Origin of the sequence: Pseudobutyrivibrio sp. AR14 (assembly GCF_900101325.1) — a bacterium.
Taxonomy (GTDB): Bacteria; Bacillota; Clostridia; order Lachnospirales; family Lachnospiraceae; genus Pseudobutyrivibrio.
On the sequence record NZ_FMUY01000017.1, the window covers coordinates 1 to 12,136 of the forward strand.

At 38.4% G+C, this 12,136-nt stretch carries 13 protein-coding genes and 1 tRNA gene; 5 read left to right on the plus strand and 9 right to left on the minus strand.

Annotation, left to right across the window (positions count from 1 at the left end; genetic code table 11):
- Position 1: 1 nt before the first annotated feature.
- Positions 2-86: transfer RNA gene (locus tag BLP50_RS12450), tRNA-Leu, on the plus strand.
- Between the two features lie 251 nt (positions 87-337).
- Positions 338-487, plus strand: a complete 150-nt coding sequence (locus BLP50_RS14360; RefSeq protein ID WP_176753777.1) for a hypothetical protein — start codon at positions 338-340, stop codon at positions 485-487.
- A 40-nt stretch (positions 488-527) separates the two neighbouring features.
- Here BLP50_RS14360 and BLP50_RS12455 read toward each other — a convergent pair whose 3' ends face one another.
- The 3 genes from BLP50_RS12455 to BLP50_RS12465 form a co-directional block, all read right to left on the minus strand.
- Complete coding sequence (locus BLP50_RS12455) at positions 528-2,123, minus strand: sensor histidine kinase (RefSeq protein ID WP_090155252.1); 1,596 nt, start codon at positions 2,121-2,123, stop codon at positions 528-530.
- On the minus strand, positions 2,116-2,805 hold the full coding sequence (locus tag BLP50_RS12460; RefSeq protein WP_090155254.1) for a response regulator transcription factor: 690 nt from the start codon (positions 2,803-2,805) through the stop codon (positions 2,116-2,118). Before BLP50_RS12460 ends, BLP50_RS12455 begins: the two co-directional genes overlap by 8 nt.
- Before the next feature lie 76 nt (positions 2,806-2,881).
- Positions 2,882-3,232 (minus strand): hypothetical protein, encoded by a 351-nt coding sequence (locus tag BLP50_RS12465; RefSeq protein ID WP_090155258.1) that lies wholly within the window; start codon positions 3,230-3,232, stop codon positions 2,882-2,884.
- Between the two features lie 198 nt (positions 3,233-3,430).
- Between BLP50_RS12465 and BLP50_RS12470 the strand changes: the two genes are divergently transcribed.
- Positions 3,431-3,811, plus strand: a complete 381-nt coding sequence (locus tag BLP50_RS12470; RefSeq protein ID WP_090155260.1) for a response regulator — start codon at positions 3,431-3,433, stop codon at positions 3,809-3,811.
- Positions 3,812-3,814: 3 nt separating this feature from the next.
- Positions 3,815-4,696, plus strand: a complete 882-nt coding sequence (locus tag BLP50_RS12475; RefSeq protein WP_090155262.1) for a cyclic di-GMP-binding domain-containing protein, MshE-related — start codon at positions 3,815-3,817, stop codon at positions 4,694-4,696.
- A gap of 32 nt (positions 4,697-4,728) precedes the next feature.
- Here BLP50_RS12475 and thrC read toward each other — a convergent pair whose 3' ends face one another.
- From thrC to BLP50_RS12500, 5 genes are all read right to left on the minus strand, one after another.
- Positions 4,729-6,219: a threonine synthase gene (gene thrC / locus BLP50_RS12480; protein WP_090155264.1), complete on the minus strand. Its 1,491-nt coding sequence runs from the start codon at positions 6,217-6,219 to the stop codon at positions 4,729-4,731.
- 152 nt (positions 6,220-6,371) lie between these two features.
- Positions 6,372-7,856 (minus strand): DUF1846 domain-containing protein, encoded by a 1,485-nt coding sequence (locus BLP50_RS12485; protein WP_090155266.1) that lies wholly within the window; start codon positions 7,854-7,856, stop codon positions 6,372-6,374.
- Positions 7,857-8,110: 254 nt separating this feature from the next.
- Positions 8,111-9,157 carry a helix-turn-helix domain-containing protein gene (locus BLP50_RS12490; protein WP_176753778.1) on the minus strand — a complete coding sequence of 349 codons (1,047 nt, stop codon included), beginning with the start codon at positions 9,155-9,157 and terminating at the stop codon, positions 8,111-8,113.
- Between the two features lie 197 nt (positions 9,158-9,354).
- Positions 9,355-9,570, minus strand: a complete 216-nt coding sequence (locus tag BLP50_RS12495) for a hypothetical protein (protein WP_090155271.1) — start codon at positions 9,568-9,570, stop codon at positions 9,355-9,357.
- Between the two features lie 12 nt (positions 9,571-9,582).
- Complete coding sequence (locus BLP50_RS12500; RefSeq protein WP_090155273.1) at positions 9,583-9,783, minus strand: PspC domain-containing protein; 201 nt, start codon at positions 9,781-9,783, stop codon at positions 9,583-9,585.
- Positions 9,784-9,946: 163 nt separating this feature from the next.
- Here BLP50_RS12500 and BLP50_RS12505 point away from each other — a divergent pair, with 163 nt between their 5' ends.
- Positions 9,947-10,447: a helix-turn-helix domain-containing protein gene (locus BLP50_RS12505; RefSeq protein ID WP_090155275.1), complete on the plus strand. Its 501-nt coding sequence runs from the start codon at positions 9,947-9,949 to the stop codon at positions 10,445-10,447.
- Here the strand turns inward: BLP50_RS12505 and BLP50_RS12510 are convergent.
- Positions 10,433-12,052 (minus strand): hypothetical protein, encoded by a 1,620-nt coding sequence (locus BLP50_RS12510; RefSeq protein WP_090155277.1) that lies wholly within the window; start codon positions 12,050-12,052, stop codon positions 10,433-10,435. The genes BLP50_RS12505 and BLP50_RS12510 overlap by 15 nt on opposite strands.
- Positions 12,053-12,136 lie beyond the last annotated feature (84 nt).

The following is a 12,136-nucleotide window of genomic DNA, read 5'->3' on the forward strand; positions in this document are numbered from 1 at the left end:
CGCGGAAGTGTCGGAACTGGCAGACGAGCAAGACTAAGGATCTTGTGCTCATTGCGAGCGTGCGGGTTCAAGTCCCGCCTTCCGCATCCTTTAAAAGAGAGTAACCAAGTAATTGGTTGCTCTTTTTTGTTATACCACCTCACCCCGTCTTCCGCAGGAAGCAAACCTCATTCAGTTCCATCTACATAAAAAAATCACAAAGGCCTCCAAATTGCTTCATAATTTAGACACAGGGTTTGATGTATAGTTTTAATTACACACCACTTAAGTTACTAGTTTCATTTAGGGGGATTAATGTTTTCACAGTTTCATAGTCTTAAAAGAGGAGGTAACTGCTATGAATGAAGAAAACATTAAGCGAATGGAATCACGACTTGCAAGAGCTTACAAAGAGGGACACTATAAAGAGGACTTGGAAAAGATGCTTGAAAAGAAGCATGGTATTTTACATAATATTGCAGAAGCAATATCTTCTATTTTTAGCTAAGCAAAAGCGCTAACCCAGTTATATGGGCTAGCGCTTATTTTTAATCAACTTGTACTATTGGAAGCTCAAACCAGAATGTTGCTCCTTTACCTCTAATAGAAGAAACTCCATATTTGGCTCCGTGAAGCTCTAAGACATTTTTAACAATCGAAAGACCAAGACCTGTGCCCTGAAGCGCTCTCTTATGAGTGGTCTTGTCCTTGTAGTATCTATCCCAAACATAAGGGATATCCTCTTGCTTTACTCCATTTCCTGTATCAATAACTTCGATTCGAAGGATGCCATCCGTCACTTTCTGATGGACCGTTACTTTTTTGTCCTCACCGGTGTAGTTGATAGCGTTGTTTACCAGATTGTAAATAACCTGATACATCTTCTGCTCGTCAGCCTCCACATATATCTCATCATCATAGATGAAATCAATAGTGTAACCATCCACCTCTCTAAGCTTGTTATATCTCTCAAGAACATGTTTAATGCTTTCAGTAATATTGTAAACTGCAGGTTTGATGGTGATAGTGCCTGCCTTTAGCTTTGAAATATCAAGCATATCATTAACGAGATCTGTCAGACGCTCCGTCTCTTCTATTATAGCCTGAACATTTTCTGGAGTATTTTCTCCTGGGATATCTCTCATAACCTCTGCATATCCCTTAATCATAGTAAGAGGCGTTCTAAGGTCATGGGACACATTTGCAATCAACTCTTTTTGAAGAGCATCTGCTTTACCTAATTCCTTGGCAGCGTAATTAAGGGTGTCTGATAACTCGGCCACCTCCATATAGTCACCGGAATCAAATGTAACAGAGTAATCTCCCTGAGCAAGTTTTTTAGCTCCATCATTAAGACTGATGATAGACCTAGACACACTTTTTGAATTAACCACAGCAAGAACAAAAGCAAACACAACCATGATAATTGAAATCATCTTCAGCTGTGCTTCGAGAGTGGTAACAGTGGCATCAATAGGAGTAAGCACTGAATTAATCATAACCACAGTCTGTCCATGGTCGTTTTCAACTATGCTGACATAGATAACAGACTCAGCTCTATCATCACCTATATTTTGCCTAAACTCAGATATAGTTGTAGTCTCTCGTCCAGAAATGGTGTACCCAACTCTGCCTTCACCTTGATTAATCTCACCATTTTCCGACTCCGGTGTGGCACCAGAAATAATCTCAACGCTTTCTTGGTTACCAATCAACTGCTGAATAAGGAAGCCCTCTTGGCTATCTTTTTGCATCTCGCTTCCCTTGTACTCAACAACAGCTTTGCCCCCATTAGCCACGGCTGTATCATAAAAAAGTCCAAAAATATATCTAGGCATGCCCGCTATATGAGAATTTGGAATGTAATCTGCATTGTACAAAGTGTTTCCAAATCTATCGGTAATAAATATGCCCAGGTTGTGACTGGCAGCAATTTCTTCTATGGTGTCGCTATCATCCTCATTGTTGCGGACCAACTCTTCAATCTGGCTGAGAACAGTCTCCGTCTCTCTTCTTTTAATTATTTTGTAGAAATCATTTAGATATACTATCTGAAAAAGCCACAGCACTCCTAAAAGTACTATGGCAAAAATTAAGAATATACAAAATGTCTTCCATCTAATACTAAAGCGACTATTATTCAAAGGAATCCTCCAATGTCTCAAAACGATATCCAATACCCCTAAGTGTCACCAGCAATTTTCTATATTCCCCCAAACTATTTCGCAATAGCTTAATATGAGTGTCTAGAGTCCTATCGTCTCCATAATAATCGTAGCCCCAGACGTGAGTAATGATTTGGTTTCTTTGAAGAGCAATATTTTTATTCTTCGCAAGATAGAAAAGTAATTCATATTCCTTAGGTGACATCTCAACTCGCTTGCCGTCAATAGATACCGTCCTTGCAGTGAAATTAATCTCAAGTCCCTCGTATTTTAATATGTCAGCCTGCCCCTCAGTTGTTCTGACACGACTAGTAACTACCTTCACTCGCATCATAAGTTCCCTAGGTGAAAATGGCTTGATTACATAATCATCTACTCCTGCCTCAAAACCGTGGATTCTATCGTACTCCTCGCCTCTGGCAGAAAGCATAATAACAGGAATATCCTTTATCTTTTTTATCTCTGTGCAGGCAGAAAAACCATCCAGTTCAGGCATCATAACATCCATAATAATGACATCATAATTGCTATTTTCTTTAACCTTTTGGATGGCATCCATTCCATCAGTAGCTTCTTCAATTAAATAGCCTTCAAACTCACCGTATTTACGGATAATTGAACGAATCTTTTCCTCATCGTCAACTACCAATATTTTTTTCATATACGCCTCCTATATGCTATCACATCAAGCATTTTCGCTCCTCAATGTGAATTCTAGGTGATGTAAAATAAATTTTTTAGTGAATATATGTCTTTTTAGCTTTGCGAATTACATAGGAGAAAATAATCCAAACAACTACAAAGGCAAGTAAGAATGCAGCATTGACAGCCTTTGGAAATACCACCTTCTGTGAATCGCTTAATACGCCCTGAATACCAAACACAACGCAAAATGCACCAAAAATTGCTGACTTTGGCATGAGATATTTTGACAATCCCTGAATATCTGAAACTCTAGCTCTCTCCTCTGCTGTAATAAGCATATTATCCACATCGCCCTTCTTGTAATATCTGATTCCAGAAAAAACAAGATAAGCTCCAAGAGCTAAAACCACGATATCAATAATCAACATAAAATTCATTCCCATAACACATAAAACCTCTCAATTATTTTTTAGTTAATTATAGCTTTTTTCCTATGCTAATTCTATAAAAAACAACTATCTAAATGTCTTTTGTAAATTTCCATTCAATTCATTAATTATTCACAAGTTATCAGCAAATTCGTTTGAATTAAACCTATTGTTATTGTATTATTAATTTATACTTTGTAGGAGGGTAGGCTTATGGACATCACCAATAAGAAAATATTAATTTGCGACGATTCAGTTCTTGCTAGAAAACAGCTTATGGATGCCGTAAAGGAAATTGCAGACGGCGCTATTTTCCTGGAAGGCAGGAATGGTACAGAAGCCATCGAACTTTACAAGAAAGAGAAACCCGACATTGTTTTTATGGATATAGTTATGCCGGAGAAAGATGGCAACGAAGCACTTTCAGAAATTAAGGCATTTGATCAAGATGCGGTAATCATCATCGTATCTTCTGTAGGTACACAAGATCAGCTAAAAAAGGCTATTCAACTAGGCGCGAAGGATTTCATCCAGAAGCCTTTTGAAAAAAACCAAATTAGCGAAATTATTGAACTGCGTCTTGGAGGAAAATAATTTATGTTTACACAATTCTTAGGGAATTATTTGCTACAAAAGGGCATAGTCACACGAGACCAGCTCTTTAATGCAATGGCTCGTCTTTCACAGTCACACATCAAGCTTGGTACGATTGCAATCCACGAAGGTCTGATGACTGCTAATGAAGTTGACGAGTGTCTCTATATTCAAACTCGTGAAGATAAACGATTTGGAGAAATTGCTGTAGCACGTGGATATTTATCCGAAGAAAATGTCTCAGATTTGCTATCTAAGCAAACTCCAGACTATATTCTATTGGGCCAGAATCTCGTAGAAGATGGAATTATCAGCTATGAGGATTTGGAACGAATAATTTTCGACTATAAAGCTGACAATGAATTATATGATTTGGAGCTTGATGTAGAAAATAGCGGACTAGTTCAATCCATAATTGAAAAGTTTTTCCTCATGGCAGAAATGCCTGCTAACGATTTAAACATAATGTACTTGGAGCTTATGTTTAACAGTTTGATTCGCTTTATTGGCGAGGATTTCTCTCCTCTTACACCAATGATTGTAGACGAGTATCCAATTACATTTGGAGTATCGCAAGCTGTAATCGGAGACAGAGATTACATCACACATATTGACTGTGATAGAGAAACTGCCATCGCTTTCGCATCAAGATATGCAAAAGAAGATTTCAGCGAATTCAATGAATATGTAGTTGCAGCCCTTGAGGATTTCCTAAATCTACACAACGGTCTGTATATTGTAAATGTATCAAACCAGCAATCTAAAAATATAGAACTGGCACCACCAGAGATTACCGAAGAAGGTGTACTAATGGGAGTTAACAAATGTGTGGACTTCCCTGTAGCGTATCCATTTGGAATCGTTCATTTAATTGTTTCGTACTAAAAAAGAGCCCTAAGGGCTCTTTTTTAATATTATTAAATTCCGAGGAATCTCTTAACCTCTGAGCACATATCAGCAACTTCTACTACTGTATCGTGAAGTACTGCAGCGCTTCTGATTTCTTCGATTGCATTAGGAACATCTACCTTAGCAAGCTCAGAAAGCTTGTCAACAAGTACAAAATCCTCTTCCTTCTCGTATGCAGAATCGATAGCTCCCATTACCGCACGTGTGAACTTGAATGGGCTAGCTGTTGAAGCAATGACTGTTGTCTTGCCATCTGAAGCTTCACTCTCGTACTTATTGTAAACACATGAAGCAACTGCTGTATGTGTATCGATAACATATCCTGTCTTGTCGTAAAGATTCTTGATAGTCTTGCCTGTCTCCTGCTCTGATGCATAGTTGCCATAGAAAGAATCAAGCTTTGCCTTCATGTCTGCTGTAATCTCGTACTTGCCTGTTGTCTTGAGGCTCTCCATAAGCTGTGCATTCTTAGCAGCGTCATCTCCTGCAATATGATAGATAAGTCTCTCTAAGTTGCTAGAAATGAGAATATCCATTGATGGAGAATTAGTAAGGATAAAGTCACGGTTCTTATCATACTCACCTGTAGTGAAGAAATCGTAAAGAACCTTGTTCTCGTTAGATGCGCAGATAAGCTTTGCAATTGGAAGACCCATATTCTTAGCATAGTATGCAGCAAGAATATTACCAAAGTTTCCAGTAGGAACAACTACATTAATCTGCTCGCCGTTCTTGATCTTCTCCTCACCAAGAAGCTTAGCATACGCATATACATAGTAAGCAATCTGAGGAACAAGACGACCGATGTTGATTGAGTTAGCAGATGAGAACTGGAATCCAGCTCCATCAAGCTCCTTAGCAAGTTCCTTGTCATTGAACATCTGCTTAACACCAGTCTGAGCCTGATCGAAGTTACCCTTGATACCAACTACATGAGTATTAGCACCCTTCTGTGTAACCATCTGACGCTCCTGAATAGCAGAAACACCATTCTTTGGATAGAAAACTACAATACGTGTACCCTCAACATCTGCAAAACCTGCAAGTGCAGCCTTACCTGTATCACCAGATGTAGCTGTAAGGATAACGATATCATTTTTAATATTATTTTTACGAGCGGAAGTAATCATAAGATGTGGCAAAATTGAAAGTGCCATATCCTTGAATGCAATTGTTGCACCGTGGAAAAGCTCAAGATAGTATGCGCCATCAGCATAAACAAGTGGAGCAATCTCCTCTGTGTCAAACTTGCTGTCGTATGCGCTATTGATACAATGCTTTAACTCATCCTCTGTGAAATCGCTTAAGAAAAGCTTTAATACTTCGTATGCTACCTGCTGATATGACATCTCAGCAAGCTTATCTAAAGAAACATCAAGCTGAGGGATAGATGTAGGAACAAATAATCCGCCATCATCTGCAAGACCCTTTAAAATAGCCTGTGATGCTGTAATCTCCTGCTTATTTACATCTCTTGTACTAACATATTTAACTGCCATGATTCTTCCTCTCCATGATTATTAATTTTCTCACAATACTTTAACATACTAAAGAATTAAAATCTACATTTATTCTTTGCAGGCCTTGATTTTCGTCCTATTCAGCATTTTTAGGATTGGAATGCAAGTTTTTTTGTAACATTTAGTGAAAATTAATTGTGATAAAGCTTGTTTCCTTCGTAGCGAGGCTCACATGTAAGCTGTACGCCAAGCTGCTTAAATACACCTACATCCACTGAAGAAAGAATAACTGAAGAATGAACCTCAGCACCATCTAATGCAGGAAGGCAATCGTAAGCCTTTTTAGCATTCTCACTGCTGATAGCTTCCATTGAAAGTGCAATAAGGAGCTCATTCAAATGAAGGTGTGGGTTGTTATCGCCTAAATAATTAGTCTTAAGGTTCATAATAGGTGTAAGGACTTCTGGTGAAATAAGCTTTACCTCATCAGGAATCTCTGCCACGTATTTAAGAGCATTTAAAATCATAGCTGATGAAGCGCCAAGCATTTCAGATGTCTTACCTGTGATAATTTTGCCGTCTGAAAGCTCCATAGCAGCACATGGTACACCTGTCTGATCTGCTTTGATATTGGCTGCTGCAACTACCGGTCTATCAGACACAGAAATGCCTGCCTTTTCCATAAGAAGCTCAAGCTTCTGAATTGCAGAATCGCTTCCATCGCCCTTTCTTCTAGCAACAGTGGCCTCGTAATAGCGGCGGATAATCTCCTGCTTTGAAGCATTCTGACATGCCTCATCGTCAATAATTGCATTGCCTGCCATATTAACGCCCATATCTGTAGGTGACTTGTAAGGTGACTCGCCAGAAATCTTCTCAAACATAGCCTTGAGAACTGGGAATACCTCTACATCACGGTTGTAATTAACAACAGTCTCACCATAAGCTTCCAAATGGAATGGGTCAATCATATTTACATCATTTAAGTCAGCTGTGGCAGCCTCGTAAGCCAAATTTACTGGATGGTTAAGTGGTAAATTCCAAATAGGGAATGTCTCGAACTTAGCATATCCAGCCTTAACGCCACGCTTAGATTCATGATAAAGCTGAGAAAGGCATGTAGCCATCTTTCCTGAACCAGGTCCTGGAGCTGTAACTACTACAAGTGGTCTGGTTGTTTCAATATAATCATTTTTACCAAAGCCCTCATCAGATACAATAAATGGAATATTTGATGGGTAGCCTGGAATAATATAGTGTCTGAATACCTTTAAGCCCAAAGCCTTGAGCTTCTTCTCGTATGCTACTGCTGAAGGCTGTTCAGCAAATTGAGTAAGAACTACAGAACCCACATAGAGCCCATAGCTTGTAAATGCATCAATAAGTCTAAGAAGATCCATATCGTATGTAATACCGATATCTCCACGGACCTTGTTTTTCTCAATATCACCAGCCTTGATAGCAATTACAATCTCAGTCTTGTCAGCAAGTTCCTTAAGCATTGTAATCTTTGCATCAGGCTTGAATCCTGGAAGAACTCTAGAAGCGTGATAATCATCAAAAAGCTTACCTCCGAATTCAAGATAAAGCTTACCTCCAAATTGATCGATGCGCTCCCTGATTCTCTTTGATTGCATCTCAGTATACTTTTCGTTACTAAATCCTATGTTTCTCATACACTCTTCTTTCTCAACTATTATTTTATTTATGGGTCAAAATGCTCAAAATATCTCATTAAGCAATTGACTTTATAATCTTACCATATAACTTTTTCGAATCAACTGCCAATTGCTTAAATTTCACATTATAACTCTTATATTTTAACGTAACCTTTTATCGGAAAAAAGACCCCAATTAAGCTGACACAAAAAACGAGTCTCCAAATCAATATCGGGGACTCGTTTATCTTTTACAATATTTACTTTTCTTCCTATGCCGTCATCCATTTTTTCTCAAATGCCTCCCAGCCTTCTGATTCTCTTACAAACTTATAAGTATCATCCTCGCTGAAATGCTTAAGGGTATTAACACGCAAAGTCTGAATTATAGTAGGATTAACTTCCTGGAATGTCATATGCTCAAATAGCTTTGACTTTGTATAATCCATAACAGTATTAGTGGTTGATAAAAGGCAATCCAGTAGTCTTAATGTCTCTTTTGAATCTTTTAAAGCAACGGCTAACTCTAATTTTCCTGCATTTTTATGGTACTCACCCATTTCAAAAAGCTCTGCTAAAGCACTTTCTTTTTCAATAATCACCTGAGCTTTTTCAAAGTTTTCAGTTTTCACTGCTACCATGAATATCTCAAGAAGCATAACCGACATAGTCTGATAGTTAGCTAGCACCTCGGCTTCCAGTGTTTTATATGCCTCTTCATATTGGCCTTTGCCATAGTAAATAGTCGCTAACTTTCTCTTTCTATCAGGGTCCTTGGCTGAAAAATATCTCAAACATCTCTCAGCATCCTCATACATTTCCTTTCTAATATATAAAGCATAGAGACCATCAGCTGCTCCTACTCGTATTTCTTCATCATGGCTAAATAATAGATTCTGATAGCTTCCCTGAATCCACTTATCATATTCTTCATTTTTATCCACGCCTAGAATGACACACCTACTATTAAAAATACCAATAAGAGAAAGCAACAGCGACTCAGCATTAGGATATTCCTTGGTAACTTCTAAGATTCTCTGATACACAGTCTCAATTGGCTCGGTATCAAACATCTCGTATATCTCTTTTATAATACTTGATACCTCAATTTCCGACAGCTCCTCTTTGAATGAAAGAAGCTCATCCAATGAGACATTCAGCAATCTGGCAATGGGGGCTAGTAGGGAAATATCCGGCATTGAAGCACCGCTCTCCCATTTATTTACTGCTGGAGCAGTAACTCCCAGCCTATTTGCCATCTCTTCCTGAGTCATATTCTTTTCTTTCCTGTGTTTTCGAATTACTTCATTTATTTTCATAAATACCTCCATTCGACTCCTCGTAATTAACAGTTACATACACATTATAGCCGTATCTGTTGCTAAACTGTAGTGAATAGCTTTTAGCTTTTGTTTTATTTTTTTAACCAATAGTTATATTTTGTTACATTATATCAAAAATGGTAGCAGCAAAAAGGCAGCGGACCATAAAGTCCACTGCCTTTCTAACTATCATCTTATTTCACTGCACTAGCTATCAAAGATATAATTCCTACGATAATCAGTATTGGGAATGCGATGTAGAGGAGACCTCCAAATACCATAGCCACTAACATCAAAGGGAGAAATACGATAAAAAGCCCTATTTTTAGAATTCCCCATGTAGCTCTAAATGCAAATCCAATCATCTTGCCAAATATCATGAAAAACAGGATAAAAAATAGAATACCCATCTCTGTACCTCCTTAATTAACAACGTCTATTGGGCTATCATCCATAATAAGCGCTGCGATTATGTAAATTATGATACCGCTTCCTCCAGCAAGTGTAAATGCTGCCCAAATTAATCTTACTATCGTTGGATCAATATTAAAATACTCTGCTACACCTGCACATACACCACAGATTTTCTTGTTATTGCTCTTGTATAATTTTTTACCATTCATAATGCTTACCTCACCTTTCTTTATAAACGGTTGTTTACGTTTTTCTTATGTAAATAATACAATCCTATGAACTATTAAAAAATCACTATTTAGGTGAATAAATATAGTCTATTTTTCTTTTTTAGCAAAATAGATATAATAATTTTAATAGGAGGATTTTACCATGGGAAGAAAATCAATTAAAGATGATAAAAGTGTATATTTCAAAGCTCGCGAAGAGGCCGGTCTTACTAGGGCTCAAGCCAGCGAATTAATTGGCTCTATAACAGAAAGCCGCCTTGAAAAAATTGAAACTGGCAAGGTATCCATTTATCCTGAAGATGTAGTTGATTTGGCTAACGCTTATAAACGTCAAGATTTATGTAACTACTACTGCACCCATGAGTGCCGTATTGGTCAGGAGACCGTCCCAGAGGTAAAGACATCCTCTCTTCCTGAGATCGTACTCGGCATGCTTTCTGCCCTGAATTCTCTCAACAATCAGAAGGATAGACTAATTGATATCACAGCCGATGGCATCATTTCCGATGATGAAATCGAAGACTTCGTCGCAATACAAAAACAGCTTGAGCAAATCGACCGAACTGTCGAATCACTCAAGCTATGGGTTTCTAATATGATTTCAGAGGGCAAAATAGATAAGAATAAATTATTGTCCAACTGAATGTAATTTTTTGCGGATAGCAAAGATATATACAATCTGAATCACTAGCACCACGATAAGTGCGATAACAAATATAATAAGCAGATTGAGCTCTTTCTTCTCAGTCTTTTCTATCTCTGCTGCAGCTTCGCTATCGTACATTACTACATAGATAGAAAACTGTCCTGTAGAAACAGTAATTGTATTTGGATCATCATCATTGTCGCTGAATAAAGTAGTCTGTCCATCGTGCAGACGAAGCAAATAGTAATTATCTGACAAGCCTCTCATGCTCTCTGGCACAGTGACAACCAATTCTACTGGCTTGTTTGTGTTGCTTACATAACTCCAGTCCTCATCGTCCATCTGGAGATAAATAGATATATCTAAATAACCTGCAATATTAAGACCAGGCTTATCTTTTTTATATTCTTCTACACCCTTTTGGATGCTATCAGAATCCTCAGCTGACAAATCTGAAGCTTTAACAATATTTGCAGAAATCTTTAAATTAACAGTAGCACCTTCTGCTACTCTCTTTAACTGCTCATCTGTGAGAATGTTTTTCAAAAGAGTCTCATCATCAGTGATTGTGGCAGTTACTTCCGAAGAATTATCATTTTGAATATTGATAACGGCCTTACCCTTACCTACAGAAATCTCTGATTTTGTCTCTGTCTTGCTAGTTACAGCTACAGGGATGTCATCAGTAGACTCCTCCTTTTCCGGGGCTGGTGTCTGCTCTACTACGATAGATGCCTCAGTTGTCTGCTCCTCTACCTTTGGTGTAGCAGATGCACTATGACTACTGCTGCTACTGCTACTATGACCAGTATTGATGCTAGCTGTCTGCTGTGTAGAACTCTCAGCTGCTGGTGTAGTAGTCTGGACTGGAGTAGTACTTGTAGCTGGTGTCTCAGTAGCTGGGTTTGTACTATTTGAACTATTATTAGATGAACCGCTACTAGTGTTGTTTGAACCATTATTAGATGAACCAGATGGCTGTTCTGCTGCTGGTGCTGGAGTAGGCTTCTCCTGCTGCTCAGGAGTAGTCTCTACTGGCGCCTCCACAGGAGTCTCTTCTGGCTTCCCTTCTGGAGCTGGCTGCTCTGGTGTATTAACCTCAGGCTCTTCCACTGCTGGATTTTCTTTCTCCTCTGGTACCTCCACTGGAATTGGCTCATTCAACTGAACATTTATAGTTGGATAAATGCTGTTTTCAACAATATATTTAGTAGAATCTGTAGTCTGTGCTTTGAATGTATATACTCCAGGTTCCTCAGAATCAAAATTTGAACATACCCAAGTCACTGGAACAGATACATCTACGTTATATTCCATACTAGTTGCAGGACCTGTAGCTACTCCGCCAGAGCTACTAGCGCTCCCTTCCTCAACAGTATATCTGTCTGCTTTTGCTGCCAAAGCACTAGGCAATCGACTAGCAATCTCCCCATCTGATGTGCCAACGTCAAATTCTGTCTGTCCAACCTTAAAACCCAAAAAAGATGTGACTGTGTAGGTGACAACTGTCTCTGCTGACGCCGACAAATCCAAGGATAAGAATAAAAGCACTGATGCTAGCATTATTGAAAATAATCGACACAATTTGTTATTAGATTTCATTTATACGCCCTCAATAATCTGTGAATTTATATCTGATTCTCAAATCGATTGATGTTAGCATATATTTTCAGATTATGCAACCTA